We start from the raw sequence: 26,834 nt of genomic DNA, 5'->3' as shown, positions 1-26,834 counted from the left end.
AACAATACTTTAATTATTAATACTTAAATAAATGATGTTTATGTTCCCGATAGAATATTTCGTAGGATTAATCTTAATTGGTATATGTGCAGGTTTTGCATCCGGCCTTTTGGGTGTCGGCGGAGGATTTTTAATCGTTCCGCTACAATACTTCCTGTTGAAATACATTGGAGTATCACCTGATCTTGCAATATTGATTTCTTTTGGAACCAGTCTGGCCATTATTGTTCCAACATCATTAAGCGGTGCCTACAGGCACACCCGAACCATGGACAATATCCTAAAGCCAGGCATTAGGCTCGGTATTTTTGGGCTTGTCGGCGGTGTTTTGGGAGGTTTTGTTGCATCAGCATTGCCTTCAAGAGTGCTGGAAATAATTTTTGGTCTTTTGCTGCTGTTCATCACAGTAAACAATATTGTCAATATTAATAAAGAAAGGGAAGAAGCTAAAATCCCATTCAATCTGATTTCAACAGCAATTATTGGGCTGCTGGTCGGATTTTCATCAGGGCTTTTGGGTGTCGGCGGAGGAATATTTCTAATAGCCATCCTAACGGTGCTTCTCGGATTTTCTTTAATAGAAGCTATCGGCACATCATCCGTATTTATCTGCCTAACTGCAATAGGTGGATTTTTATCATATATGATTTCAGGTTGGGGAGTAAGCACATTTCCGTATTCAATAGGCTATGTAAGCATTATTAATTTCTTATTGATTGCATGTTTTTCAGTGCCTATGGCTTCACTTGGAGCCAAGATGGCACATAAGGTACCTCAAAAAAAGTTAAAGATCATATTTTCAGTCCTTGTATTGTATATGGCATTGAAAATGTTAGGAATCTTACCTTAAGGTGATAGAATGAGTGGAGATAGAAAAGTCGGTGAAAACTTTGATGCTGATAAAGCAAGCAGTATTTTTGATAAATTGAAAAATGTTGAAGGAAAAATAAAACCTAAGCATGACGGCAAGTTCGACAACATTAAGAATATGATGAATGAAGCACAGTATCTAGAAAAGGAAGGTAAACTGGATGAGGCTTTAGAGCTATACAATCAAGTCATATTTGCACTGCCCGATTCTCAAAAGGCATATGAGGCTGTTGTGAGAATTTATCAAAAACAGGGTAATGTTGAAAAGGAAAAGGATATTTTAAAGAAAGCCATTGCTGGTTGTAAAAATAATGATGAGTTTAAAAATAGATTAAATGAGATTAGTTAACTCATTTAACTATTTAAATCCGCCCATAGTAAATATAAGTATTAAATTTATAATAAATATTACAATTGCAAAGTATATGATATATCTGCCATGTTTGCGGTATAATACAACATCTTTTTTGTAGAAAAACAATATTGATCCGTAAATCAATCCTAAGATTGGGATTATAAAAGCAATTATATATCCAATAATCGGAATGAGTATTGTTCCTTCTTCATCCATAGTTTAACCTCTTTATTGATGATTTTTTAAGAAATTAGAATAAAAAAAGTAGTTAAGAGGAATAATTTCCTCTTATTATCTTTTGAAAATGTTTTTTATTTTAGATAAAATTCCGGTTGCGAGCAATCCAACTGCAACATCGTAGATGATGTTAGCTTGGGCCTCATCAACACCTAATTTTTCGACTATCTGCTTAATAATGAAGTCTTTGTTTTTGTTGCCTGCTAAAAATGTGCTTTCGAAGATATTGTTAGCGGCAACACCTTGTTCTTGTGTTAATCCGGTTTCAGAAATTAGTTGGCTTATAAAGTCTTCGCTATTCATAATAAAATGTTTGTTATTCTTATCTTAAATAAATACCCATTCCCGTTGCGGTAATATGGAGATGGTCTCCGCCGGGCCCTACCATTCCATACTGAATATCCAAATCCAAAATGGCGTTCCCGCCATTTTCCATAATTTTATTGGCTAATCTAATTAAACATTCATCTTTTCCTTCTTTGATGGCCACTAAACGATTATTTTCAATTACATCAAATTGTTTAACATTAATAGACTCTCTGTTTTCGAGAAATATCTCAGAGTGGAAAATATCTATGATATCATATTCCTTATCAATCATATCAGTACTTGTCATAAAAATGAAACCTAAATCGTTTATTTTTCTATTGCTTTCCTTTTCATCAAAGTATTTTTGTTCTATTTCTCCAACAGGCGTTTCCTCAGGGTCAGGATTTTTGAAGATATTTCTAATGGTGTTCCTGATCCATTTAAAATTAGATATTGATGCACTAAGAGCTACTATTATAAGATAATTTATCACAGTTGGAAATGCTGCTTGAAGTATTACAACAATGGTTCCTGCAGTAATGAAGTTCATTCCTAATGATGGATTTTTCAAAATAAAGCTGTGGAATGTCGTATCAACAAAAAGGATAATTGCGCTTATGGCACCCAGATTTCTGCCAAGAAGCTTGTTTGCTAAGACTGTTTCAATAAGCCCTGCAATGATGGGTGCAAATATAAGTGCTAAATTATATCCTAAAATGGCTATATGGTTTACGTAAAAGAGCCAGTATACATAAAGCCCTATTGCAGTACCTATTCCAATACATATGACTGATTTAATGAATTCTGTAAAATCAATCTCTTTGCCTTTAATTTTCATTTTACTCATATTTTACTGCGGTACCGTATGCGGTTACAAGAATTGTATTTCCCATGGTACCTCCAAGATTGTCATAAGAAATCTTAAGCCCTATTATTGCGTTTGCCCCTAAGCTTTCTGCCTTTTCTTCCATGCTTTGAAAGGCGATGTCACGGGCTTTCTCTAGTTCCTCTTCGTAGCTTGTGGTTCTTCCACCTACAACGTCACGAACACCTGAAAATATGTCTTTGTATATATTGGCGCCGATTAATGACTCTCCTGTTACAAGCCCTTTGTAATCTATAATTTTTTTGTTTTCTAATGTATTGGAAGATGTTAAAATCATTTTTACCGCTCTATTTCATAAAGGTCATTACTGCCCAGATTATTAAGAATATTGCAATTACTATATATAGGATTATCTGTGATCTTTTTCTTTGGTTTAATCTTGCGTCCCAGACTTTTTGACAATCTGGTGAGCATACAAGTTCATTAAGTGGAATCGGGGTTCCACAAATCGGACAATGTTTATGAGGTTCTACTGCCATTTTTTCATCTCCTTATATTTTAAAGAATTCTTTTGTATTTTTAGTAACTTGAACTGCAAGGTCTTCTGCATCAAGACCCATGCACATTGCAATTGTTTCGAGGATGTGAGGTAAATATTTAGGTTCGTTCCTGTTCTTTTTAGGTTTTTTTTCAAAGTTTTTCGGTATCAGGAATGGTGCATCGGTTTCAATCATCAGTTTTTCAGGTGGAATCACGCTTACAGCTTCCTGCAAGTCTCTTCCCCTTTTCATGTCACAGATCCAACCTGTAACTCCAATAAAGCAACCCAAATCAACGTAATTCTGCGCTTCCTGTTTGGTTCCGGTAAAACAGTGAACAACGGATTTTTCAATGACGCTGTCATGTCTTTTCAGGATATCATATAAATCTTTGTGTGCTTCCCGCTCATGTAAAAACAGGGGCATGTTTGTCCTTTCAGCAACTTCGACCTGGGCTTCAAACCATTTTCTCTGAAGGTCCTGCGGTGAAAAGTTTCTATTGTAATCAAGGCCGCATTCGCCAATGGCTACAACGCAGTCATTTTTGGATATCTTTTCAAGTTCAAACATGGTATGTCCATTGCATGTCTTCGCATCATGGGGATGAACTCCTGATGTTGAAAACAGGGTTCCGGGATATTTTGAAGCATATTCTGCAGCCATGTGGCTTGAATGGACATTGGTTCCTGTAATGATGAACTGATTAACGCCAACTTTTTTGGCTTCTTCGATGATTTCCACCCGGTCCTTTTTAAATGAAGAGTGCATCAAGTTTAAGCCAATATCAATAAGGTTATCCACCAAATCACCTATTCGTTAATGATTCTGGTTCCTATCTTTTCGCCGTTAACCGCTTTGATTAGGTTTTCAGGTTCAAAACCGTTTGTGATAACGGTTTCCAGGTCTGACCTTTTAATCATTTGCACTGCAGTGGTGTCGAAGAATTCATATGTTCCGGCTTTCACGTCTTTGCCGCTTAAGAATTCAAGCAAATCAGTTGCGGTAATTTCAGGAACGAGTTCAGCGTCATCAAATTTATTTGGGTCTTTAGTATACATTCCATCAACGGAAGTCAGGTTAATGAGCTTATCCGCTTGAACGTATTCTGCCAGGATTGCTGATACTGCATCAGTACTGTGTGCAGGTTCGGTTCCACCCATAACAACTATTTTTCCAGTTGCTGAGAATTCCAAGGCTTCCTGGAAATTGTGAGGCACTCTTTGATATGCCACATCACCAAGCGCGGTCAACATTAATTTTGCATTGATTCTTGTAACTTCAATTCCAATATCATCACATTGTGCTTCGCCGGCACCCAAATCACGAACTACGCTGATATATTCCCTGGCAGGTTTTCCACCACCTATAACAACAAATATTTCGTGTTCTTCGGCTAAGTCTTTTAGGATAGCGCTGTATTCTTGGAATTTCTTACAATCATATTCCTTGAGTAAAATAGATCCTCCAATTGCGACAACAATTTTCATATATTCACCTTATGTATAATGTATCTTTTAGGTATTATTTATAATATCTCAATTCTGATAACTAATTAGTTGTTTTGCCATATTCTGAAAGGTTAGTCATGAGGATTATAACTATTTATATTTATTTGAATAAAGTATCCAATACACAGGTGATGAATAATGAAAAAAAGTTATATTTTGATTATAAGCTTGATTTTGGTTGTATTAAGCATGTCCTGCGTTAGTGCAGGCATATTTGACATGTTTGCTGACAACAATGCTGAATTGAACTCTAATATCACATTGACAAATGAATCCACAGATTCTGACTGTGTTGTTTTCACTGATGATGATGGCATATTTACAGTATATCGCATTAATGGTATTTTTGAAGGATTGCCAGATAATATGACAAATTATACATTAAACACATCCATTTATGATGCTAACGGTTCATTTATCCAAGAAGACGAGGGGTGGGCTGATATCGATGATATTATATCATCATCCAATAAATCTGAGGGCATACGTTTAGGCGCTAATGAAATTGAAGGATTCAAAAATGTCAGTGTTCAGGAAGTAAAACTCTATGATGCGGATGGAAAATTGGTTTTTGATAAGAACGTTACTTTTGACATGGGAAACCTTAATGTTACCTATTATGAACTCGATGAGAATAGTCTTAGCGGCTACAATTCCAGGCTGCTAACTGGAGATGAGCTTGCGGAAGCTTTGGATGAATTATACAGCAAATACTGTTAAGCCAGTAATCCATTAAAACTTTAATAAGGAGGAATATTCTTAATGAATCTAGAAAAGCAAATCTACACTAGGAAATCCTGTAGAAAATATCTGGATGATGAAATAGATTTGAATCTGATACATGATTTCATGAATAGAGTTAAACAGTTAAATGAGGGTGTTAACTATCATTATGAGATTTTGACTCTTGATGATGTCAATAACCACAATCGTTTTTCTGCTCCTTATTATTTAGCAATATTTGCAGATAGAAAAGAAAATTATATTGATATGGGATTTATATTCCAGCAGCTTTGCCTATATCTTCAAAGCATAGGCATTGGCAATTGTTGGGTTGGAATAGATGCACCTAAAGAGAAAAGTTCTGATTTTGTAATTTCAATAGCTTTTGGTAAATCTGATGATTTTACTAGAAGTAGGGACAAATTCAAAAGGAAACATTTGTCTAAAATTTCCGATATGGGGGATGAACGCTTGATTCCAGCACAGCTTGCACCGTCAGCCATTAATATGCAGCCATGGTATTTCAAACACTCTGCTGACGGTTTTGATGTCTATCAGGTAAAACACAATATCCTAAAACGACAAATCGTTAAAAAATGGAATCCTATTGATGTTGGAATAGCTTTAGCGCATATGTATGTGGCTAATGAGGACACTTTTGAATTCTATAAAAAAACTGATTTTGAAAATATCAAAGGCCATACTTACGTTGGCAGCATTAAGATTTAAAAAAAAGAAATGGGAGAGGATTTAAGCATCCTCTAAGGTTAATCCTTTGTATAGCAAACCTGCGATTACTGCACCAACAATCGGCGCTAAAATGAATACCCAAACCTGATTTAAAGCTTGTCCGCCAAGGAATAACGCAGGTGCTAAACTACGTGCAGGGTTTACTGAAGTTCCGGTTAATGGAATTCCCATGATATGCACGAATGCAAGTGTCAAACCTATTACAATACCTGCAACAGCACTGTTTTCCGCTTTTTTAGTAACGCCAAGGACGGTAAATACAAATACAAATGTTAAAATAATTTCAACAATGATTGCTCCCACAACATTGATGCCTACGCTTGATGCGGTTCCAAATCCATTTTGGCCAAGTCCGGTTACGGCATATCCTCCAAGGTTTGGAATTGAATTGATGATTGCTACTAAAAGAGCAATACCTATTATCGCACCGATACATTGGAATACAATGTACATAAGCAAATCTTTTGTTTCTAATCTTCCATCAATCCACATTCCGATTGAAACGGCAGGATTGATGTGGCATCCTGATATGTCACCAATTACATAAGCCATGGCAACAATGGAAAGACCGAATGCCAATGCAATTCCAACGGTACCTAGCACTGATCCGGCTATTGCGGCGCTTCCGCAACCGAATAATACAAGAACCATTGTTCCTATTAATTCTGATATATATCTTTTCATGATTTTTCCTCGTTAATTTTATTCATTATCCTTTTAGAATCTTCTTATCTTTTTATAAAATTTATAAGCAATGAAAAGCACGAGCAATATTAGGACAAATGGGAAGATATGTAATAATATTGAATCGTTAACTTTATCGAAGTGATATTCGCTTTCAAAGCCCATATGTTTTGCATCAGTATGATTTTGTGTAATTTTTGCAAAGTTGTATACAAGGTCATAATAGCTTATATGTGCTCCCTGATATTCTATTGAATCAGGAGCTCTTCCATTTTCATCCATATAGTTTTTGACAATGCCTGCCATATTGAAATAGTCATATATTGAGTATGTGCTTTTTGTTAAGAATGAAATTCCCAATGGATTTTCAGGGCCGGCATATTCTTTAGGTATGTCAATTCCATCTCCATTTAAGTAGGCGCTGGTTTGATAGAGTAATTGTGGGGTGGAATATGAGCCATATGGTCCGTTCATTTCTTTATCACCACTTTCAACAAGCATTTTGCTTGCATTTGCCATTCCTTGTGGAGATAGCTTATTTGTTGTAACCAGTTCATTACTTAAAACTTTTGTATCATTTCCGTATCCATTGATGATGTCTACAATTTCCTGTGCCATCTGCCTGTTCATATCTTCGTCATATCTGGATAAGACACCATCGTCAACATTATCCGGGAACTCTTTGGTCGGCTGGATATAATAAATTCCAGCATTTTTGAGAAATGTTCCTGGGTCATGCATTCCGGCAAGGGATTCATTTGAATAATTGTCATCCCATGCTCTTCTAAGGAAGTTTGAATGGTTGTCTAAATCATAACTGCCTATATTTACAAAAACAATTTGCTTATCTGAATTAACAGTTGATGAAGCTAGCTGATAATAGTTTCCGGCATCGGATGCGGCAATGTCAACACTTACATCACTTGTCACGTTTATAGATCGCCATCCCTCTCCAGCAGCAGGAGCCTGATTGTCAACAATTACTTGCAGTTCTCCGCCACTTATCTCTTCTATATACTCTTTAAGTGAATTCAATAATTTTACATCTTGGTCATGGTTTATAATATTGTCTGAAGTTATAAAGACGGTTTTTGATGCAGATACGTCTTGTATAACTGGTGCAATTATTAATAATGCCATTATAAGTATTGCAATTTGTTTTTTCATATTTTATTTCCTTGATGTTATTTGTTAATTATTTATCAACTTCATCAATAAAATATTTTTTCAACGTTTCAATATAATATTTCTCTTGAAACAACATATTTTTTAAATTAAAGATATTTAATTCATTTAATACAAAAAATTTAAATAATTAATCCTCCAATAATTTTTTTGAGGATTTAAAGAGATTATCTTTTATTTTCGGTTAAATTATGTGCTGATTTGAAAAAGTATATTTCTGCATCTCAAATTGGATGGTAATTTTTAATTATGGCGATAATTTAATTAAAAAATCATTCGTGAAAGGCGACTAGATCATAGCTTGCTTTTTAATTAGGGTTATTTTCCAAATTTAATTGTATAGATTTATTATTTTCAAATCAAACTTGAAATAAAAAGTTTAATTGCTGATTGATAACTTTTGTTAATTAATAGCAGGTAAATGTCCTCATTCGAGGTAATACAATGTTAGAAACTATTCAAAAGATAGCTATTAGCAAAACCTTCCTCATTTCATTAGCTCTCATCTTTTTAATGTTCACTGCTGTAGGCTTAAATATCGATCAGGCCTATGCTTTAGATTTAAATGAGACTGATGATGTTAGTGTGGAAGTTGATTTAGAAGATATGATGGAGAATTCTCAAGAAAATGAAATAAGACTGTCGAATACTCAAGAAAATGAAATATTGCAAGCAAATTCCTACTCGCTAAATGGCGGAACATTTAGTGATATTCAGAGGGTGATAGATAATGCGGATAGTGGAGATACAATAAAGCTCAGCGGAACATTTGTCCCGGCAAGTGCGGATGATACGATTACACTCAACAAAAAGTTGACTTTCACTTCATCATCTAAGGCTACTCTAAACGGCAAAAAATCTACAGCCATTTTAAAGATTACTTCCGGAGGAGCCCAATCCAGTTTCAGCAATCTGAAATTCATCAACGGATATACGGATGCTAGAGGTGCGGCTGTGAGAGTATCGGCCAAATTCATAACATTTGATAATTGCGTTTTTGAAAATAACTTTGCAAATGTTACATCAGGTGCAATACATACTCCCTATAAAGCAGAGACCGCTCAAGGCCTGACATTGAAAAACTGTAATTTCACAAAGAATGGTGCCGGAATTGCTGCAGGGGCAGTGGGAGCGTTTAGTCATGACTTTAAAATAATAAACTGTATTTTTGATTCAAACTATATTCGCGGACCTGATGCCCTATGTGGCGGAGCAATACAGATTGGATTGGATACGGAACCATCTTATGGTGTTGTTCGGGATTGTTTATTCAAAAACAATATAGTTGTGACATCTGACGGTTCAGGTCATGCAGGTGCAGGATGTGTTAGAAATGGTTCATCTTATTACAACTGTGTTTTCATAAACAATACGGCCGATCATGGAGGTGCTTTGACATATCATGCATCCGGAAACCTAAACAACTGCACATTAATAAACAATACTGCAAATGTTTTTGGTGGAGCGGTATCCATATTGATGGATTATCAGGATTATATGGATTTGAACATTACTAATAGTGTTTTTAAAGGTAATAAAGCTCCTTTAGGAGGTGCAGTCAAATTAGATGGATTTAATATTAAAATCGAAAAGTCAACATTTGATGATAATTATGCATCAGAATATGGTGGTGCCGTGAATATTGAGGCGAACAATGTCAAAATCATAAAGTCTGAATTTAACAGAAACATTGCTAATATTGATGGTGGTGCCGTATTTATTAAAGGCAATGACACAACAGTTAAAAATTCTAAATTCATTGCAAACGAAGCAATACCTGATGTCAAAAAGTTGAATGACGGATTGGGTGGCGCTATCTATGTCAATTCTACAAAAGTATTGGCTCAGAATAATATTTTCAAGTACAATACTGCAAGGAATGGTAGTGCAATTTATTTTGATAAACATGGGGTTGAATTCAAATTAAAAAACAACACCCTATACCAAAATCAGGCATGGGTTTATCATTTGCCAGTCTCTGCTCAGGATATTTACTATGGCGAAGTGGAAAGAGTTAGTTCTGTCATTTATGGTGGAAATAATATTGCAGATTATGATAATTTGGCTGTTTCAAATGCAATTTATAATGCCGCCAATTATAATAAAATTGAAATCGACGGAGAACACCCTGTTTCTGGCGCCACAATGAGCGGTAAGTTATATCAGGATGATAGGGAATATAATATGAAAATATTAATGACCGTTAAACATGAGGATGGTACTGTTGTTTATAATAAAACTTTAAAATCAAATTATTTAGGTGAAGTATCAGCCAATTTAACTAACTTGAAGCCTGGAAAATACTATGTTACAGCAAAACACTTTGAAGACAACTATTATAAAGCAATTACAAACACCACAGTATTTAATGTTTATCCGAAAATTGACAATAGGATAACTAAATCTTCCAATAAAGATTCAGTCAATTATGGGGATTTGATTGTTTGGACATTAAGTATTGCTAATAATGGTCCGAATAATGCTACTGGTGTCGTTGTAAATGACTTATTGCCGGATGGTCTAATCTGGAAAAGCGACGATAGTAATGGTAAATTTAATCCAAAAACAGGCGTCTTGAAAATAGAATCATTAAATGTTGGAAAAACATTTGTTGTAAATATTGTAACTTTAGTAAATAAAACTGGTGATATTGTAAATAAAGCAAATGTTACAGGAATTGAATTTGATACCAACCTTAACAATAATCATGATGAAAAATCAATCACAGTTCCCCAAGCAGCTGATGTGGCTGTTGTGAAAAAGGTTAATGTTACTGCTCCTAATTATGGTGATTTGGTTAAGTGGACTTTGACTGTTAAGAATAATGGTCCTGATGTTGCCCATAGCGTTAAAGTTGCTGATGTTCTTCCAGGGTCTTTGATTTTTGTCAGTAGTGATGGAAATTATAATAATAAGACTGGTGTTTGGACTGTTGGTACTTTAGGTGTCGGTAAGTCTGTTAAATTGAATATTGTTGCTAGGGTTAATGGTACTGGTGTTATTAAGAATAATGCTACTGTGTCTTTGAAGGAGTTTGATTATGACTTATCCAATAATTTTGATGAGGCACAGGTTGGTGTTACATCAGCTGTGGATGTGAGTGTTGTGAAAAAGGTTAATGTGACTGCTCCTAATTATGGTGATTTGGTTAAGTGGACTTTGACTGTTAAGAATAATGGTCCGGATGTTGCTCATGATGTGAAAGTTGTGGATGTGCTTCCAAGTTCCTTAAAATTTATTAGTTGTGATTTGTCTGCTTACAATAATAAGACTGGCGTTTGGACTGTTGGCACTTTGGGTGTCGGTAAGTCTGTTAAGCTGAATATTGTTTGCAAGGTCGATGTGACCGGTAAAATTGTTAATAATGTTAATGTAACTTCTCGTGAGTTCGATTATGATTTGACTAATAATAAGGATCAAAAAGCAGTCAATGTCAATCCTGCTGTTGATGTGGGTGTTGTAAAATCTGCTAATGTAACTAGTCTTAATTATCATGATTTGGTTAAATGGACTATTAAAGTTTCAAATAACGGTCCTGATGTTGCTCATGATGTGAGAGTTGTGGATGTGCTTCCAAATTCCTTAAAATTTATTAGTTGTGACCAGTCTGCTTACAATAATAGGACTGGGGTCTGGACTGTTGGCACTTTAGGTGTTGGCAAGTCCGTTAAGTTGAATATTGTCGCTAAGGCCGATTCGACAGGAAAAATAACTAATAAGGTCAATGTATCCTCCAGTGAGTTTGATTATGATTTTACTAATAATAATGATCAAAAAGCGGTCAATGTTAATCCCGCTTGTGATTTGGAAGTTCAAAAACTAGTCAATAATTCAAATCCAAATTACGCAGATTCAATTAAATGGATTATTAAAGTTTTAAATAATGGTCCGAATGTTGCTCATGATGTAAAAGTGGTTGATATCCTTCCTAAATCATTGATATTTGTTAGCTGTAATGGAAATTATAATAAAAGTAATGGTATTTGGAATATTGGAACTTTAAATCCTTTAGCATCTGTTCAAATTTCAATAATCTGTAAAGTCAATGCAACAGGAAAAATTACCAATAAGGTTAATGTAACTTCTCGCGAGTTTGATTATGATTTGACCAATAATTATGATGATGAGCAAATCAATGTTAAACCTTCAGCGGATTTGGAAATTACAAAATCAGTTAATGCTTCAACTGCAAATTACACCAGTTTAGTCAAATGGACATTAACCATTAAGAATAATGGTCCAAACAAGGCAACCGGCGTTAAGGTAGTGGACATATTGCCGAAAGGATTTGTTTATATAAATTCTACTTTAGATAAAGGTTCCTACTCCAATAATGTGTTCAATATTGGTAATTTGGATGTTGGCGAAACATTAAAGATAACCATTATTACACAAGCAAATAAAACAGGCAAATTTGTCAATTCTGCAAATATAACCGGCAATGAATATGATTATAACTTAACGAATAATGTTGCCAATAAATCAATCACCATCAATCCAGCATCAGATATGGAAGTTCTAAAATTGGTGAATAATTCAAATCATAATTTCAGAGACTTAGTCAAATGGACTTTAACAGTCAAGAATAACGGTCCTGATGATGCCCATGATGTCAAGGTTATCGATTTTCTCCCAGAATCTTTAATTTGGGTTAGTGATGATTCACACAACAAGTATAATCATAATGCTGGAGTTTGGAATATTGGCACTTTAAACAAAGGAAAATCAATTGAACTGAATATCATATCTAGAGTAAATGCAACCGGCAATATTACAAACAATGCTAAAGTCAGCGCCAAAGAATTTGATTATAATCTGAAAAATAACAAGGATGGTAAATCTATTGTTGTTAATAACTCTGGTGATTTGACCATTATCAAAACGGTTAATGATAGTGAGGTCAATTATGGTGATTTAGTCAAATGGACATTAATCGCATCAAACAAAGGTCCGGATAAAGTAACCGGCATCGTTGTAGAAGATGCTTTGCCGAATGGATTGATATTGTTAAATTATACAGCAAGTAAAGGATTTTATGATGAGGGCATATGGAACGTATGTTGTCTTGAAAAGGATGAAACAGAAAGATTAGAAATCATATGTAAAGTTAATGAAACAGGTCATTTAACAAATATAGCTAAGATTTCCGGAAACGAATATGACCCTGATTTAACTAATAATGTTGATAATGAATCTATCGATGTGCCGTCAGCTGCTGATATTGCTGTTTTAAAAGAAGTTAATGATGATAATCTGTTCTTCGGAGATGTGATTACTTGGAGAATCACTGTTATGAATATCGGTCCTGATAATGCAACAGATGTTCGTGTATATGATGAGTTGCCTAAAGAATTGATCTTTAATGGCTATGTGTCAAGTAGAGGAACTTATGAAAATGGTGTCTGGAGCTTGGATTATTTAATCAAAGGAGGAGTTGAATATCTGAATATTAGTTGTTATGTAAATGGTTTGGGAACCATTACCAACAACATATCTGCAATAGCCAATGAATATGATATTAACATGTCCAATAACTATGATAATGAGTCAATTGACGCATTTCCAGTTTCAGATCTTTCAATTGAAAAGTCAGCCAATGTTTCCAATGCAAATTATGGGGACATTGTCAAATGGACATTGATAGTTTCAAATGAAGGTCTGAATGATGCAACTGGTGTCATTGTTGAGGACTTATTGCCTGACGGCTTAAAATTCATTAGTGCAGAGGGTTATGGAATCTATGAAGCTGGAATATGGTATATCGGCGAACTGGAAGTCGGTGACTTTAAAAAATTAGAGATTACATCAAAAGTTGTCGAAACTGGCGATATTACTAATTTCGCTATCGTTTCCGGCAATGAAGAGGATCCTAATCCTGAGAACAATGAGGCTGAAGATATGATTCATGTTTATCCTGCAGCCGATTTGGCTATTACAAAGACAGTTTCAAAATATCAATATAAGGTTGGAGACTTGGTAGCCTATTCAATCAAGTTGACTAATGCAGGCCCGGACGATGCTTTGAATGTTAAAGTTAGGGAAATATTTGATAAATCTTTGATTTTAAAATCCGTTAAAGCGACAAGAGGCATATTCGATACTTCAACTTATGAATGGTCCATTGATGAACTTGCTGCGGGCGGTGAAGAAAAACTGTTATTGAAATTCGAAGCAATTAAGGATGGAGTCTTCAGGAATATTGTAAATGTAGTAAGCGATACATTTGACATTGATTTGAGCAATAATGAAGATTTTGCCTTGGTAAAAATTGTTAAAAATCCTAGTAACAACTTTACTGATAAATTGACAAAGCATAAGCTATCAAAAGCTATGAATATCAAACATCCAACACCAAGCCTTGGAAAATACTCTACTGCAAACCTTATTGCATTATTGATTGTTTCTGCATTGGTTTCCATAATCTTTGGAAGCGGTGATATTTTCAAAAAAAGATAAAATTTAAGTAGCTTTCAAGCTACTTTTTCTTATTTTTTTAAAACGGTTTTTCAAAATTTTGAAAGTATTAAAATTATCAATTTTACACTTGATTATTCTACAAGTTATGTATAAAAACTATCAAATACTGTTCCGTTTTTTCAATTTAAACGAAACCTTTATATAATACTTGGGTTAAATATTATATTAGATATTGATGAAATGATATTTTTTTTAAAAAATCGTAGAGTGAATCAATATTCTTAAATGAACTAATGAGGTGTAATTATGTCTGAAGAAGAAATGATTGATGGAACTTCTGAAGAATTAATCGAAGAAGAGAAATTACCTTTCGCTAAAGCAGAAGTTGTACGTTTAATGAAAGAAAATCTTGATGATGACAAAATGATTAGGGAAAGAGTAAAAGTAGAAATGAACAATTTCCTATATTCAGTTTTAAAAAATGTATGTGAACAATTAAACGATTACCCATACACTACTATTGAATATGAAATGTTTAAAGAATGTACTTACCCATACACCAACATTACTAGAATCAATCAAGAAAAAGAAAGAATTTTATTACACTTAGAAGCTATCAAAGCTGACTGTAATGCATTAGCTATGGATGTACAAAAAACATTAAAATTAAAGGATGTTGTTGAAGACACCACATTCAGCTTCACAGCACCTGATGAAGATGAAGAAGAATTAGAAGAATAAATTTCTTCTTTTTTTTCATTATTCAATATGACTAAAACCTGTTTTTAATTGTTTCAATTCCTCTTCTGGAATTTCAGAAATTTCAGCCTTTTCACTTACAACGTTACTTTGACCAAATGGATCAAGAATAATCAAAGTAGCAGTTCCATTTCCTTTTTTTAGCTTTTGGATTCTCTCAAGAGCAATCTTTGCATTTTCCTGAGATTGTGCATCCTCAAACAGATTCAATGCTTTTTTGACCGCATCCTCAAAACGGGTAAGTACGCCCTCTATATTGGTTACATATCCTTCGGATTTTGGTCCAGGCTCTACTTTAACGCCAAGTTCAGGTATTTCAACGGTTGCAGACTGTGACCTAACAACTCTCACGGACAAATTGTTTTTATTAATTTCAATTACATATTTAGCAGGATCCTTCTGTTCTAAGGCTATTACGTCGCTATGCCTAAATCCGCATTTAGGGCATTGCAGTGTTGTTTCCAGGACCTTTCCAAAATGGGGAATATCAAGCTCTTTCATTATTGATTTCGCTACACCTTCAACACCGCATGCGGGACATTTGATAATCATTTCTCCAAGGTTTTCCTCATCCATCTAAAACATACCCCTTAACTTTAAATTCATCAATAATTTTATTAGTCATGAATATTATTTTCGATACTTATTAAGATTATATTTTTTCGTTATAGTAAAAAAACTATTGCTTAAAAATCAAAAATAAATAAATATGAGTGATTTTAAAATATTATAAATAACCACAAATGTGAGTGATATTTAAAAAGGTGATTTACGTGAAACTTGACAATTACATTTTAATACCATTAATTCTAATAGCAATCGCCCTTGTTGTTGGCATTGGTATCGCATTAACTTCCCAATCGGAAGTTACGTATGAAACACTAAATATTAGCAGTAGCGCTATGATGGAAGTGCCTAGTACTGATGATGTGGCATGGACAGTAAACGAAAATGGAATTAAAACATATCAATGCCCTTCTAAAAAAGTATTCATGAATGCATACAATAGTGCTGAAGATTTAAGCATGGAGGGTTCTGACGGATTTTCATTAATGCATAATACCCTGTTTGATGGTGCAGAGGATGTGGAAAGCTATCACGGATATAATATTAAGCAAAACCACATCAATGGTACCGATTATTATATTGCCAGTATCGGAAATGAAACCACTCATGACAATATCATCATAGGAAGTGAAGATTTGGATATTCTCAAACATATGGTTGACAGTCTTGTTTTCACAGCTCCTGTAGAAGCTGAAGACTATGATGATGCGGTTGAGGATACTTCATCAAACTATACTACTTACGATGACAGTGACTATTCAGATGATTATTCAAGCAGTTCAAGTCAAACAAGCTCCAGTTCATCATCCAGTTCAGGTAGTGGCTCATCAAGTGGTAGTTCTTCTTCCAGTTCCGGAAGCAACCAACAATCAAGTAGTAGTTCTTCTTCCAGTTCCGGAAGTAGCCAACAATCAAGTAGTAGTTCTTCATCTAGCGGTTCCTCTTCTCATAGTGGTTCTTCTTCTGGTAGTGGTTCCTCTTCTCATGGGGGTTCTTCTTCTGGCGGAGGATCTTCATCTGGTTCCGGAGGTAGTGGCGGTCCTGATTTTATAAATGAATAATTTGAAATCTTAAGGGATTTCATTTTATTTTTTCACTATTTTTTCACTATTTTTTTCAATAAATTTTTTCCCTAAAACATTTACATTTATTAATATGAAAAATTATAATTAATAATGTAACATTTTTTTCGAATATTTCAGAAAAATCTTAAGATAATAAATTTACATGGTTGTTATAAATTATAAGTTATAGGGGTTGAAATTTTTGTATTCAGTAAAATCAGTTAAAGAGATTCAAGAGTTAAATCCATTCCTCGTTGTTGGTTGTGGGGGTGGAGGAGAGAAATTCTCTAATCTTGAAGGAATTGAAGCGATAGGATTCATCGATGATGATGTTAGAAAACAAGGAAAAGAATTTTGTGGCCATATGGTGGCAGATGGCTTGGAAAACTGTTTAAAAGGCGCACCGGATGCCAAATCTTTAGTTATAATGTTGCCAATAGGTGCTGAAGGAACAGCCTTAAAATACGCAGTTCAAGCTATTGATGCAGGGTTAAACGTAATTACTTCCTTTAGATCATTATCCATTAGTGAAAATTTGTCTTTAAAGAAATTTGCTGATTCCAAAAATGTAGTTATAAAGGAAATCGGCCCTAGATTAGATGTTGTAGAAAAGATAGCTGGTGTCGCTCCTGAGAAATCATGTGAAGTATTGCCGAAGATATCTTACAAAGCAAAAGCGCCGGTAATCTTTGTTGGCGGAACTTCTCAGGAATGCGGTAAAAGAACCACCACCAAAATGCTTGGTTTGGCAAGTGTTGAAAGGGGTTTAAAACCTGCAATCATATCAACTGATGAGATGGGATTAGAAGAACCTACTGATTTTAATTTTAGAGCTGGAAGTTTATCTGCAATGGATGTTCCGGCAGCAGTATTATCTGCAATCAAATATGTTGAAGAGACAAAACAACCAGACATTATTTTTATTGAAGGTCAATCCAGTTTAACTGAAAAAGGAAACCCTCACCCTAGAGGTTTATCAGCAGCCATTTTAATTGGATGCGCTCCTGATGCAGTAATTGTTGGACACAGACCAAATCACCCATATAGGGAACCTAGAGGCATTGAAGAAGAGATTAAGGCTATTGAAGCTGTCGAACCTACAAAAGTTGTCGGATTATCAGTCAATCTTAAAAATGCTAGTTTAGATTTATGCCCTGAATACTTTGAATCAACTTATAATTTGCCTGCGGAAGACGTTTATAAAAATGGAGCTTCCAAATTATTAGATGCAATATTTAAATATTTAGAGGAGTAGTTTTAAATGAGCTTTACTGACACTATAAAAAGAAGCTTAGGCTTTGAGGAAACAGAATCAAAAGACAGCAATGGCGGTGAAGGTTTTAATTTAAATGAGTTTATTAATAGCTTTATTAAATCTTCTAACAGCGATGAACAAAATGTTCAAGATGCATCTGAGTCTGGAACCGCACAGAATCAAGTTCAAGTGCCGATTTATGATGATTATGACTATGTGATTGTACCGGAACAACCCTTTTATGAAATTGTTCTAATCAGGCCCAAAACTCTTGATGATATAAATTATATGGTCGACCAAATAATCGAAGAAAAGAATCCTATTATTGTAGATCTATCTTTTTTAGAAAAGGAAAGTCCTGCTAACTTCAAATTGGCTGGCGATAAGATTAAATTGCTAAGGGCAAACTATGATGCGCAAGCATTATTGCTCGCACGTTCCGAAGAGAAAAATTTAATCATTATCTCCCCTAAAAAGGTAAAATTAGTTAACAAAGGTTAAGTAGATTAATTTCTACTTCCTCCACTATTTTTCAAAAAGTTCATGTATTCGGATATAACATAGAATACCGCAATCACTGCTATTAATGTTTGCGCTGTTGAAATGGCAGACAATAATATATTTGGCTGCATCACATCCAAAACTCCTTTTGTTGCAAGTGCACTTATTACAAATGGGAATGTAAATGCTGAAAAGCTTGGATAAAACTCCAGATTCCTATATTCAACCAGCTTATAAAACGAAAACAGGTACATCAAGCAAGCTATCAGATATATTCCAATTAAGAATTCATTTGAGATGTCCGTTGTGGAATTCAAATAACCGACAATCAATATGCTGAATAATGCAGTATGGATGCAGATCAGCGGCTTGTTCATGTTTGGAATGTCCTGGTACTTGACATATCTGTAAATCATTAATGGTGTTGTAATCAGCATGGCCGCAAATCCGATTGCAAAACAGATGAATCCAATTTCATTAAGTCCATGTATATGTGCTGTAATTGCACCCATCGTAATTCCAACATAGACTATCCACCATGTTGGGTAGACTGTTGAAATATCAAAGGAAGATATGACAAAACGATAGGTAAAGTAAATCATTAACATTATATGCAAGACAATTCCAATTATCCAGATGGTATACGCGATACTTGGCATAAATTGTATAAGATATGTAGATAACAGCATCAAACTCATGGAAAATGTACCGCAACTGCTTAAGATTATCGGATTTTCAAAATCACTTTTAATGTCTTGAGGATATAATGCAGCTTTTAAAACTATTAAGATTAAAAATATGCAGCCTATTGCCCCAAACAGGTATCTTATGTATGGATGAATGTCCTGCAGGAGGTTACCGAGAGATAACAATGCGAGAATCAATCCGGAAACTGGTAGGGGCAATTGTCTAATGATATTCATGGTACCTGATTATATTTTGTAGAATTCTTTGGCATTATTCTGGGATACCTTTTCGATATCGCTTTGTTTGTAACCAAGCCTTGTTAGTTCTCGAATAGTTTTTGGAACTGAAAGGTGGTCTGACGGATTATTGCTCATGTCGCTATCTAAAAAGAATCTATCGAATCCGAATTCATCTAAAATGGCTATTGCTCCAGCAACATCCAGTTTCTGAGGTTGTACGGTTAGGCCTAACATATATTCCTTGTCAATAACTTCACCAATGACGTTCGGATTAATATGATCAATCACAGCCTGCTTTTCATCCAGATATTGTGGAACAATATCCAAAATCACTTTCAAAACTTCCAATTTGTTTTTTCTTGGTGTGTGAATGATTACTTTAGATTCGGTTTCATCGGCAATAATCAGCTGTTTTTTGAATGTCTCTATTTCAATATCCGTCAGGTCTTCCAGACCGATTTCCCCGATAGCCACAATTTGCTTGTTGTCTATCCATGAATATAATTCATTAAATATTACTTCCGGATTTTTCACGGTGTTTGTAGGATGGATTCCCAATGCAACTTTCAAGTCAATGCCATATTTTGATGCTCTATTGGTATCAAATTCCAAAATTCTATTCAAATGGTTTAAGAGAATTTCTTCGTTAACTTTGTACGGATAGAAACTGCATGTTATGGCGGTGTCTATTCCGGCCAAATACATATCCTTGAAATCTTCACTACTTCTTGAATCTGCATGGATGTGTGTATCAATCATATTATCACATATAATGTTTAGTTAATCTTATTTTGTTTCTCTTGTTTTAAAAAAATTACTGAATTGTTTTTTTACATTTAAATTTATTGCAAGTGCTACTTGTCGCATTTGTTCACTTCAATAGATTTTATATTTTTTAGTAATAAAAATAACGATGTAAGTAATACTACTTGGTGATAACATGGAAGACAACAAAAGTTATTTAGAAAGCTATGATTCGATTTCAGAAGAAGTTAAGTACTTGACTAATTCATTGATAAGGTTAAAGATATTGGCTATCCTATATGAGGAGCCTTTAAACATGAAAGACTTGAATGACAGTACAGGGTTAAGTTACAGTTCAATATCAAGCAATATGCATTATTTGGAATTAAAAGACCATGTATACAGATATAGGAATAAATATTTTTTATCCAATTCAACAAAATTGAAAATTGAAGAGATTATAGAACTCGACAACATCATAAACTTGTTAAATGAATTTTTCAATATCTTAGATAAACATCTAGTGAAAATGATTCCGAACAAATCAGTTGCCGAGCTGTATCTGCTTGGAAAGGCAAATCTCATAGAATCCGATAGTATTGATGTATATAAGATGTATAACTACATTGAAGATGTTTTAACCAGTGCTAATGAAGTAAAATGTGTTTTGCCGTTTTATCATAAAATATTCAATGAAAAATTAAATGATTTGGTTGTGGACAAGAAAAAAGTTGAGGCAATAGTGCCGGAAGTCGTTTTTGATATTTTTGAGGAAAAATCCAAAATTGAGAGCCTAACCACATTTGGAGGCGAACAAAACTTTTTATTGATTGTTACGGATGAGGTGGTGATTTTAGGTTTGTTCAGGGATGATGGCTATTTTGATCAAAACAGATTATTGACATCTAAAGATTCGGATTCAATCGCCTGGGCGAATAATCTGTTTGCAAATTTTAAAAATGAAAATAAATGAGTTTCAAACTCATTTATAATATTTTTCGAGATAGTCATTCAGCTCTTCAATAGGAATTCTTTCTTGAGCTTCTGTGTCCCTATCCCTAACAGTTACCTGATTGTCATCTAATGTATCGAAATCAACTGTTATTGCAAGAGGAATTCCAATCTCATCAGCTCTAGCATATCTCTTTCCGATAGTTCCAGTTGCATCATATTCAACAGTGAATCCTGCCATTCTTAGATTTTCTGTTAATTCTTGAGCTATTTCACGAGGGCCTTCTTTGTTTACAAGGGGGAATATTCCAAGCTGCACTGGAGCTACGGACTTATCAAATTTGAAATAGTCCTTCTCTTCGGTTTCGGCAAATGAGTGCAATAAAACAGAATATGTGATACGATCAATACCGAATGAAGGTTCAATGACATGAGGCACCACTTTTTCACCAGTTATCTCCTCTTCGATATCTTCAAAGATGAGCAGGTCTTCGCTTACTTCATAGGTTTTGTCTAACTCAACAGTAAACTTGCCTTCACTTTCTATTGCAGCTTTGATTTCTTCAATATCGGCATCTTCAATGGCTTGTTTTACTTTAGGTGAGTCACCTTTGAATATTGGTCCGAATTTGGACAAGTTCGGTTTAACAATAGTCTTTTGGACTTTTTTAGGTTCATCGTACTCAATGAATACATTCAAATCATCGTTACTGTACTGGGAGTGTGATGTTAAATCGTAATCTCCCCTATCTGCTATTCCGATAATTTCAACCCAACCGTATTTGTCGGTTTTAACTTCAACATCCCAGCAGTCAAGTGCATAATGGGCCATTTCCCCTGCCAAGTGTTGTCTGAATCTCAATACCTCTTCTGGAATTCCAATTTCTGTTAAGAATTTGCGGGCTAAATATAACTGGTAAATCAGCATTTCATTGGCTACAATTCCCTTATCAAGCGCTTCACGGGCAGTTATCTCTAAAGGTTCCAAGTCATTTTCCTGAACTTCCTGTGAATTCAAGCGCAAAATCACATCTTCAATTTGTGAAAATTTAGGATGAGTTTTATCTTTAGGGTTTAAAAAGATTTCAGCTTCTGCCTGAGTGAATTCTCTGAGCCTAATGACTCCTTGTCTTGGTGAAATTTCATTTCTGTATGCTTTTCCAAGTTGAACTGCACCAAATGGAAGTTTTCCTCTGAAAAATCTTTCCAAACGTTTGAATAAGATGAATATTCCTTGTGCGGTTTCAGGCCTCATGTAGCCTACCTTATCTCCTTTAGCGCCAATTGAGGTTTTAAACATTAAGTTGTAATTCCAAATATTTGATAGCTTGCCTCCACATTCCGGACAGACAATATTGTTGTCGATTACGATTTGGTCAAGTTCTTCGTTTTCAAGGCTTTCCACATCTTCGCCGATAACATCTTCAATAATGTGGTCTGCTCTAAATACCTCTCCGCATTTTTCACATTTGCACATCGGGTCTGTGAAGTTGTCAACATGTCCTGATGCCTTCAGGACTTCTTCAGGCATTACGGTCGGGCCTTCGATTTCATAAAATCCTTCACCGGAAACATATTGTTTTCTCCATTTCTGCATAATGTTGTTTTTTAGGCTTGCTCCAAGAGGACCATAGTCTGTAAAACCGGATACTCCGGAGTAGATCTCAAAGGACGGCCATAAAAATCCTCTTTTTGCACTGATGTTGGTCATTTTATCATGATTCATAAATATTAACTCCGCTTATTTTTTTAATTCATAGTCTAATTTAACTCTACTGCTTTCAGGGCGAGTTTGACCCATATACTTACTGTTTCTATCAGGATGTCCGTAGGGAACTTCTGATGGTGTTGTCATGGTTTCAAATACGATTTGGCATACTCTCTGACCAGGATATAATGCAACAGGCATTGCGCCGATGTTGGATATTTCTAAAGTAATCTTTCCTTCAAAACCAGGGTCAATAAATCCTGCAGTAACATGCATTGTAACGCCTAGCCTTCCCATACTTGAACGACCTTCCACCCTTGCAACTAAATCATCCGGTATTTTAACATACTCTAAAGTTGTAGCGAGGGCAAATTCATTTGGGTGAATTATGAATGCATCGCCGTCTTCAACGGTTGTTGATTCCATGTAAGATGCAACTTCCTCTTCATCTTTCGGGTCAATGTATGGTTTTCTGATTACTTTAAATACCTTAAATTCATCTCCCAATCTCATATCTACTGAAGATGGTTGTATTTGCTTTTCATCCAAAAGGGGTTCAAAACCAATCTTGCCTTCTTTCAGATATTCTTTTATAGTTTTATCACTTAAAATTGCCATTTTTTCACGCAAATAGTATTATAACTCTTTTATTTCAATTAAATTATCCATTCTATTAACTACATTATCAATGGTTTCTTCGGTGTAGTCAATTGTAATGGCATCAAATTTACAAGTATTGACGCAAAGGCCGCAGCCCCTGCATATGTCATGATCAATAGTAATCTTATTGTCTTTTAAGCTGATGGCTTTAAACATACAGACTTCATCTAAACACTTTTTACAAAGTTTGCATTTGTCTTCATGAAGCTTGACTTCAACGCCATCAAGTTTTTCTAATTTATCGCTAATGTCAGTATCCAAATTCGGATAAACTTTCCACAGGCAGCAACATGGACAGCAATGGCAAATTGTCAGAAGTCCTTTTCCAGGATGCACATTCATCCAAACGGTATCGATTTTATTTCTTCCGATAATATGGCTTAATCCAGCTTCATCAGCCTTATCTACTTGGGCTAAAGCTTCTTCAACGGTTGCTTTATGGCCGATATGTTTTGGAATCTTTCTTGTTGTCGGACCAAGGAAAATGCATCCGATATCCTGCGGGTAGTCCTGACAGTTGTTAGATGTCCTGCAGAGGCAACTGTTCATTATGACTATGTCATTGCTGCGTATTATAACATCTTTAATTATTTCAGTCGGCAGGAATTCAGAGCCTTCAGATTCGATTTTTTTATTAATATTAATAGTATTTGGTATAACGATGATTTCGTCATCTTTGAATAACAATGTATCAACTATTTTCTTATAGATATTTGATTTTTTGGTATATTCTGCTATCCTGAATCTCCAATTGAAGATGTATTTAAGGATGAATCTGCTGAAATCTACTAGTCTAGGTCTTCTCATTGTTCACCAATTTTATTGTTTAATCTTCTTAAAATACCTTTCATGGTATGTGATTCTCTGCCTGTAATGAATGCTCTTGAAATAATATTTCTAAAGGTCTTTTTACCGTTTTTCTTTTTGTGTTCCGGAATATCCAGTGAGTCAATTAATGAATTCATATCCTTAATAAGATAATCTTTCTCTAAGTCGCTGCTTTCACTAACGCCTTCAACTCCAAAGTCATGCTTATTTTTGAACATTTCATAGAATATTATCGCAGCGGCATGCGAGATATTCATTATCGGGTAAGTGGGGTCTGTCGGTATTGACACGCAAATATCGCAGTCCTCAATTTCCTTATTTGTAAGTCCGTCACCTTCTCTTCCAAATAGAATTGCAATTTTATTTGAAACATTCATTGATTCACCAAGTTGTTCCGGCCTTAGGGGAATTCTTGATAAGTTATAGCTTCCTCCGGCCATTCCTGTTGAAGCAACCTTAAAATCAATCCTTTGGGATTGATAGAAATCATCTAATGTAGGATATATTTTTGCATTTTCAACAATGTATTTCCCATGGGTGGCCTGATAGAATGCTTCGTTTGTCAATGTTGGAGGATTGATTAGCACTAGATTTTTCAGCCCAAAGTTAGCCATTGTCCTTGCAAGAAAACCTATGTTTCCTGGAGTTTCACATTCAACAAAAACAATGTAGATATTCTCTTTGAAGAGATTAATCTCATTTTGCTCCTGTTCTCTTACAATCTTAGACCTGGCAGTTCCTCTAGCCTGCTTCTTTGCTTTGGATTTTTTTGTTGAAGTTGATTCCTTTTCTGTGCTGCTTTCTTCTTTTTTTTCAGGCGCGGTCATAGTAGTTGTTTCAACCACTTTTTCTTCGCTTACAGCAGCATCTCCTATTTTAATCAACTCCTATTTAATTATTCATAAGCCTTATCTAACAATTCCAGGATGTGCATACATTTTATATCTTCACATCCAATTGCATCAAGACCATCTTGCAAGTTCAGCTGGCAAAATGGACATATTGTAATTACTGCATCAGAACCGGTATCTTTAATCATTTCTGCTTTTGCTTTTGACAGTTCCATTGCAATTTCAGGTTTTCCAGATTTAATTCCGCCGCCGGCACCGCAGCATTGGCAAGGATACAACATCTCTTTGAATTCAATGCCGGGAATCTTTTCGATAATGTCTCTCGGTGCATCTTTAATTCCCTGTCCTCTACCCAAATGGCAAGGGTCATGGTATGTGACGGTCATCTTGACTTCTTTAAGTTTGCTTTCATCAAGCTTATCGACCAAGAATTCACTGATGTCCATTACATGTAATTTTGAACCGAATTCAGGATGATTGTTCTTTAAAGTAGCTCCACAACCGGAACAGATTGTGATTATGGTGTCATAGTCTTTAAAGACTTCCTTGTTTTTATCAACAAGTTCCTGGACAATATCGGTTTGTCCTGTTCTTAAAAGTGGAGACCCGCAGCAGACCTGGCCTTCCGGAACGTCGATTTCGATTCCATTTTCTTTTAGAATTTTGACTAACTTATGGCCAAGTTCAGGGAATTTATAATCAATCATGCATCCTGTAAAGAAAGCTATTTTTGAGCCGGTGTAATTATCAGCCTCTTCAATAAACGGAGTCTTATCAGTTTTAACAGACCTTCCGGTTTCCAGGATATTTTCTTTAAATGCAACATGCTCTGGAAGAGGCCCTGAACCATTTGCAACTGCAATAGCTCTCATTTTTTCTATTGCGTCTCCAAATGTATTGATGTTTTTAGGACAGACTGCTAAGCACTTGCCGCAACTGGTACAGTTATACAAACCTTCATCTAAAGCTTCTTTAAGCCTATCGAATTTATCTCTAGGGTCGGTTTCAAATTTATCGATATATCTCATTAAGTATGGCCCGCCAAATTCTTCAGTTGCAATGTTAACAACTGGACAGGATGAGAGACAGGAATAACATTCAATACAGCTTCTGACTTTTTTGGTTTCTTTTGAATCTTCTTTTGTTATGCTTGTGTCAAGTTCATCGCATTTATGGTCACATTGAAGAGATAGTTCCAAATCTTTGACTTTAGCTTCAATGCTTGATTTGTCAACAATCAAATCTTTAATAACCGGGAATTTGAGGGGTTCAATTATCGCTCCATCCACAATTTCTTTCTGGCATGCAAGAGCTCCATTTCCTTTGAATAGAATTCCGCAGGATCCGCATTGGCCTGCTCTACAGGAACTTCTAAAACTAATGTCTGCATCGTATTTCTCATTAATAGCTTGCAAGGCATCGAGAACTTTCATATGGGGTGTCTTTTCAATTTCATAACACTCCAAATGCGGTTCAGCATCTGTTTCACTATTAAATCTTGAAACATAAACTTTAATCATTTTTATCCCTCTATCTTTAAAAGCTTGTAAAATATTATACTATAATATTTATAGTATTGATGTACTATATAATATATTGTTATTAACGATATTTTTG

Annotated in this window: 27 protein-coding genes; 10 read left to right on the top strand and 17 right to left on the bottom strand. The window is 34.9% G+C overall.

The genetic code is table 11. The features are described 5' to 3' along the window. Nucleotides 1-40: 40 nt before the first annotated feature. The gene (locus ACJMLD_RS00460; RefSeq protein WP_405266923.1) at nt 41-850 is read left to right on the top strand and encodes a sulfite exporter TauE/SafE family protein; all 810 of its coding nucleotides are present in this window, start codon (nt 41-43) and stop codon (nt 848-850) included. Between the two features lie 9 nt (nt 851-859). Continuing rightward, nucleotides 860-1,219 carry a tetratricopeptide repeat protein gene (locus ACJMLD_RS00455; RefSeq protein WP_405266921.1) on the top strand — a complete coding sequence of 120 codons (360 nt, stop codon included), beginning with the start codon at nt 860-862 and terminating at the stop codon, nt 1,217-1,219. A 9-nt stretch (nt 1,220-1,228) separates the two neighbouring features. On the opposite strand, the gene ACJMLD_RS00450 is transcribed toward ACJMLD_RS00455, so the two are convergent. From ACJMLD_RS00450 to pyrH, 7 genes are all read right to left on the bottom strand, one after another. Further along, a complete protein-coding gene (locus ACJMLD_RS00450) occupies nt 1,229-1,441 on the bottom strand; it encodes a hypothetical protein (protein ID WP_405266919.1) in 213 nt (70 codons plus the stop codon). 75 nt (nt 1,442-1,516) lie between these two features. Next, nucleotides 1,517-1,765, bottom strand: coding sequence for a hypothetical protein (locus ACJMLD_RS00445; RefSeq protein ID WP_405266917.1), 249 nt, complete (start codon nt 1,763-1,765; stop codon nt 1,517-1,519). 19 nt (nt 1,766-1,784) lie between these two features. Further along, on the bottom strand, nt 1,785-2,609 hold the full coding sequence (locus ACJMLD_RS00440) for a hypothetical protein (RefSeq protein WP_405266915.1): 825 nt from the start codon (nt 2,607-2,609) through the stop codon (nt 1,785-1,787). A 1-nt stretch (nt 2,610) separates the two neighbouring features. Then, a complete protein-coding gene (locus tag ACJMLD_RS00435; protein WP_405266913.1) occupies nt 2,611-2,934 on the bottom strand; it encodes a YbjQ family protein in 324 nt (107 codons plus the stop codon). A gap of 10 nt (nt 2,935-2,944) precedes the next feature. Beyond that, complete coding sequence (locus tag ACJMLD_RS00430) at nt 2,945-3,136, bottom strand: DUF2116 family Zn-ribbon domain-containing protein (RefSeq protein WP_405266912.1); 192 nt, start codon at nt 3,134-3,136, stop codon at nt 2,945-2,947. A gap of 12 nt (nt 3,137-3,148) precedes the next feature. Continuing rightward, complete coding sequence (locus tag ACJMLD_RS00425) at nt 3,149-3,937, bottom strand: TatD family hydrolase (protein WP_405266911.1); 789 nt, start codon at nt 3,935-3,937, stop codon at nt 3,149-3,151. 8 nt (nt 3,938-3,945) lie between these two features. Beyond that, nucleotides 3,946-4,623 (bottom strand): UMP kinase, encoded by a 678-nt coding sequence (pyrH, locus tag ACJMLD_RS00420; RefSeq protein WP_405266909.1) that lies wholly within the window; start codon nt 4,621-4,623, stop codon nt 3,946-3,948. A gap of 159 nt (nt 4,624-4,782) precedes the next feature. On the opposite strand from pyrH, the gene ACJMLD_RS00415 reads away from it, so the two are divergent. Together ACJMLD_RS00415 and ACJMLD_RS00410 are read left to right on the top strand one after the other, a co-directional pair. Then, entirely contained in the window at nt 4,783-5,364 is a 582-nt protein-coding gene (locus tag ACJMLD_RS00415) for a hypothetical protein (RefSeq protein WP_405266907.1), read from the top strand. A 42-nt stretch (nt 5,365-5,406) separates the two neighbouring features. Further along, nucleotides 5,407-6,096, top strand: coding sequence for a nitroreductase family protein (locus ACJMLD_RS00410; protein WP_405266905.1), 690 nt, complete (start codon nt 5,407-5,409; stop codon nt 6,094-6,096). Nucleotides 6,097-6,117: 21 nt separating this feature from the next. On the opposite strand, the gene ACJMLD_RS00405 is transcribed toward ACJMLD_RS00410, so the two are convergent. Then, entirely contained in the window at nt 6,118-6,801 is a 684-nt protein-coding gene (locus ACJMLD_RS00405) for an MIP family channel protein (protein ID WP_405266903.1), read from the bottom strand. Between the two features lie 33 nt (nt 6,802-6,834). Then, the gene (locus ACJMLD_RS00400) at nt 6,835-7,968 is read right to left on the bottom strand and encodes an adhesin (RefSeq protein ID WP_405266901.1); all 1,134 of its coding nucleotides are present in this window, start codon (nt 7,966-7,968) and stop codon (nt 6,835-6,837) included. A gap of 462 nt (nt 7,969-8,430) precedes the next feature. Between ACJMLD_RS00400 and ACJMLD_RS00395 the strand changes: the two genes are divergently transcribed. Together ACJMLD_RS00395 and ACJMLD_RS00390 are read left to right on the top strand one after the other, a co-directional pair. Continuing rightward, nucleotides 8,431-14,442, top strand: coding sequence for a hypothetical protein (locus tag ACJMLD_RS00395; protein WP_405266900.1), 6,012 nt, complete (start codon nt 8,431-8,433; stop codon nt 14,440-14,442). A 267-nt stretch (nt 14,443-14,709) separates the two neighbouring features. After that, nucleotides 14,710-15,144: a hypothetical protein gene (locus ACJMLD_RS00390; RefSeq protein WP_405266898.1), complete on the top strand. Its 435-nt coding sequence runs from the start codon at nt 14,710-14,712 to the stop codon at nt 15,142-15,144. An 18-nt stretch (nt 15,145-15,162) separates the two neighbouring features. Here the strand turns inward: ACJMLD_RS00390 and ACJMLD_RS00385 are convergent, their stop codons facing one another. Continuing rightward, nucleotides 15,163-15,738 (bottom strand): ZPR1 zinc finger domain-containing protein, encoded by a 576-nt coding sequence (locus tag ACJMLD_RS00385; protein WP_405266896.1) that lies wholly within the window; start codon nt 15,736-15,738, stop codon nt 15,163-15,165. Between the two features lie 197 nt (nt 15,739-15,935). On the opposite strand from ACJMLD_RS00385, the gene ACJMLD_RS00380 reads away from it, so the two are divergent. From ACJMLD_RS00380 to ACJMLD_RS00370, 3 genes are all read left to right on the top strand, one after another. Beyond that, nucleotides 15,936-16,790: a hypothetical protein gene (locus ACJMLD_RS00380; protein ID WP_405266895.1), complete on the top strand. Its 855-nt coding sequence runs from the start codon at nt 15,936-15,938 to the stop codon at nt 16,788-16,790. A 205-nt stretch (nt 16,791-16,995) separates the two neighbouring features. After that, a complete protein-coding gene (locus tag ACJMLD_RS00375) occupies nt 16,996-18,048 on the top strand; it encodes a DUF1611 domain-containing protein (protein ID WP_405266893.1) in 1,053 nt (350 codons plus the stop codon). A gap of 6 nt (nt 18,049-18,054) precedes the next feature. Beyond that, the gene (locus ACJMLD_RS00370) at nt 18,055-18,549 is read left to right on the top strand and encodes a hypothetical protein (protein WP_405266891.1); all 495 of its coding nucleotides are present in this window, start codon (nt 18,055-18,057) and stop codon (nt 18,547-18,549) included. Nucleotides 18,550-18,554: 5 nt separating this feature from the next. Here the strand turns inward: ACJMLD_RS00370 and ACJMLD_RS00365 are convergent, their stop codons facing one another. Together ACJMLD_RS00365 and ACJMLD_RS00360 are read right to left on the bottom strand one after the other, a co-directional pair. Beyond that, nucleotides 18,555-19,472 (bottom strand): TDT family transporter, encoded by a 918-nt coding sequence (locus tag ACJMLD_RS00365; RefSeq protein WP_405266889.1) that lies wholly within the window; start codon nt 19,470-19,472, stop codon nt 18,555-18,557. Nucleotides 19,473-19,481: 9 nt separating this feature from the next. After that, complete coding sequence (locus tag ACJMLD_RS00360) at nt 19,482-20,234, bottom strand: TatD family hydrolase (RefSeq protein WP_405266887.1); 753 nt, start codon at nt 20,232-20,234, stop codon at nt 19,482-19,484. Between the two features lie 181 nt (nt 20,235-20,415). Here ACJMLD_RS00360 and ACJMLD_RS00355 point away from each other — a divergent pair, with 181 nt between their 5' ends. After that, nucleotides 20,416-21,192, top strand: a complete 777-nt coding sequence (locus ACJMLD_RS00355) for a helix-turn-helix transcriptional regulator (protein WP_405266886.1) — start codon at nt 20,416-20,418, stop codon at nt 21,190-21,192. 9 nt (nt 21,193-21,201) lie between these two features. On the opposite strand, the gene glyS is transcribed toward ACJMLD_RS00355, so the two are convergent. Genes glyS through tfrB form a run of 5 tightly spaced genes read right to left on the bottom strand, consistent with a single transcriptional unit; the run spans nt 21,202 to nt 26,737 of the window. Further along, on the bottom strand, nt 21,202-22,896 hold the full coding sequence (gene glyS, locus ACJMLD_RS00350; protein WP_405266884.1) for a glycine--tRNA ligase: 1,695 nt from the start codon (nt 22,894-22,896) through the stop codon (nt 21,202-21,204). A gap of 15 nt (nt 22,897-22,911) precedes the next feature. Next, nucleotides 22,912-23,496 carry a dCTP deaminase gene (dcd, locus tag ACJMLD_RS00345; protein ID WP_405266882.1) on the bottom strand — a complete coding sequence of 195 codons (585 nt, stop codon included), beginning with the start codon at nt 23,494-23,496 and terminating at the stop codon, nt 22,912-22,914. A gap of 18 nt (nt 23,497-23,514) precedes the next feature. Then, complete coding sequence (locus ACJMLD_RS00340) at nt 23,515-24,345, bottom strand: DUF362 domain-containing protein (RefSeq protein WP_405266880.1); 831 nt, start codon at nt 24,343-24,345, stop codon at nt 23,515-23,517. Next, nucleotides 24,342-25,250: a TrmJ/YjtD family RNA methyltransferase gene (locus tag ACJMLD_RS00335; protein WP_405266878.1), complete on the bottom strand. Its 909-nt coding sequence runs from the start codon at nt 25,248-25,250 to the stop codon at nt 24,342-24,344. Before ACJMLD_RS00335 ends, ACJMLD_RS00340 begins: the two co-directional genes overlap by 4 nt. Nucleotides 25,251-25,261: 11 nt before the next feature. After that, the gene (gene tfrB, locus ACJMLD_RS00330; protein WP_405266876.1) at nt 25,262-26,737 is read right to left on the bottom strand and encodes a fumarate reductase (CoM/CoB) subunit TfrB; all 1,476 of its coding nucleotides are present in this window, start codon (nt 26,735-26,737) and stop codon (nt 25,262-25,264) included. Nucleotides 26,738-26,834 lie beyond the last annotated feature (97 nt).

The sequence above is a fragment of the Methanobrevibacter sp. genome, from assembly GCF_045112895.1.
GTDB lineage: Archaea > Methanobacteriota > Methanobacteria > Methanobacteriales > Methanobacteriaceae > Methanocatella.
This window is presented reverse-complemented; position numbering and strand designations above follow the sequence as displayed.

Excerpts from the sequence above, each read along its gene's own strand:
- ACJMLD_RS00415 (WP_405266907.1), top strand. The coding sequence starts at position 4,783 with ATGAAAAAAAGTTATATTTTGATTATAAGCTTGATTTTGGTTGTATTA.
- glyS (WP_405266884.1), bottom strand. The coding sequence starts at position 22,896 with ATGAATCATGATAAAATGACCAACATCAGTGCAAAAAGAGGATTTTTA.
- ACJMLD_RS00445 (WP_405266917.1), bottom strand. The coding sequence starts at position 1,765 with ATGAATAGCGAAGACTTTATAAGCCAACTAATTTCTGAAACCGGATTA.
- ACJMLD_RS00360 (WP_405266887.1), bottom strand. The coding sequence starts at position 20,234 with ATGATTGATACACACATCCATGCAGATTCAAGAAGTAGTGAAGATTTC.
- ACJMLD_RS00450 (WP_405266919.1), bottom strand. The coding sequence starts at position 1,441 with ATGGATGAAGAAGGAACAATACTCATTCCGATTATTGGATATATAATT.
- dcd (WP_405266882.1), bottom strand. The coding sequence starts at position 23,496 with ATGGCAATTTTAAGTGATAAAACTATAAAAGAATATCTGAAAGAAGGC.
- ACJMLD_RS00340 (WP_405266880.1), bottom strand. The coding sequence starts at position 24,345 with ATGAGAAGACCTAGACTAGTAGATTTCAGCAGATTCATCCTTAAATAC.
- ACJMLD_RS00440 (WP_405266915.1), bottom strand. The coding sequence starts at position 2,609 with ATGAAAATTAAAGGCAAAGAGATTGATTTTACAGAATTCATTAAATCA.
- ACJMLD_RS00395 (WP_405266900.1), top strand. The coding sequence starts at position 8,431 with ATGTTAGAAACTATTCAAAAGATAGCTATTAGCAAAACCTTCCTCATT.
- ACJMLD_RS00460 (WP_405266923.1), top strand. The coding sequence starts at position 41 with ATGTTCCCGATAGAATATTTCGTAGGATTAATCTTAATTGGTATATGT.
- ACJMLD_RS00455 (WP_405266921.1), top strand. The coding sequence starts at position 860 with ATGAGTGGAGATAGAAAAGTCGGTGAAAACTTTGATGCTGATAAAGCA.
- pyrH (WP_405266909.1), bottom strand. The coding sequence starts at position 4,623 with ATGAAAATTGTTGTCGCAATTGGAGGATCTATTTTACTCAAGGAATAT.
- ACJMLD_RS00405 (WP_405266903.1), bottom strand. The coding sequence starts at position 6,801 with ATGAAAAGATATATATCAGAATTAATAGGAACAATGGTTCTTGTATTA.
- ACJMLD_RS00385 (WP_405266896.1), bottom strand. The coding sequence starts at position 15,738 with ATGGATGAGGAAAACCTTGGAGAAATGATTATCAAATGTCCCGCATGC.
- ACJMLD_RS00430 (WP_405266912.1), bottom strand. The coding sequence starts at position 3,136 with ATGGCAGTAGAACCTCATAAACATTGTCCGATTTGTGGAACCCCGATT.
- ACJMLD_RS00400 (WP_405266901.1), bottom strand. The coding sequence starts at position 7,968 with ATGAAAAAACAAATTGCAATACTTATAATGGCATTATTAATAATTGCA.
- tfrB (WP_405266876.1), bottom strand. The coding sequence starts at position 26,737 with ATGATTAAAGTTTATGTTTCAAGATTTAATAGTGAAACAGATGCTGAA.
- ACJMLD_RS00355 (WP_405266886.1), top strand. The coding sequence starts at position 20,416 with ATGGAAGACAACAAAAGTTATTTAGAAAGCTATGATTCGATTTCAGAA.
- ACJMLD_RS00390 (WP_405266898.1), top strand. The coding sequence starts at position 14,710 with ATGTCTGAAGAAGAAATGATTGATGGAACTTCTGAAGAATTAATCGAA.
- ACJMLD_RS00410 (WP_405266905.1), top strand. The coding sequence starts at position 5,407 with ATGAATCTAGAAAAGCAAATCTACACTAGGAAATCCTGTAGAAAATAT.
- ACJMLD_RS00435 (WP_405266913.1), bottom strand. The coding sequence starts at position 2,934 with ATGATTTTAACATCTTCCAATACATTAGAAAACAAAAAAATTATAGAT.
- ACJMLD_RS00365 (WP_405266889.1), bottom strand. The coding sequence starts at position 19,472 with ATGAATATCATTAGACAATTGCCCCTACCAGTTTCCGGATTGATTCTC.
- ACJMLD_RS00370 (WP_405266891.1), top strand. The coding sequence starts at position 18,055 with ATGAGCTTTACTGACACTATAAAAAGAAGCTTAGGCTTTGAGGAAACA.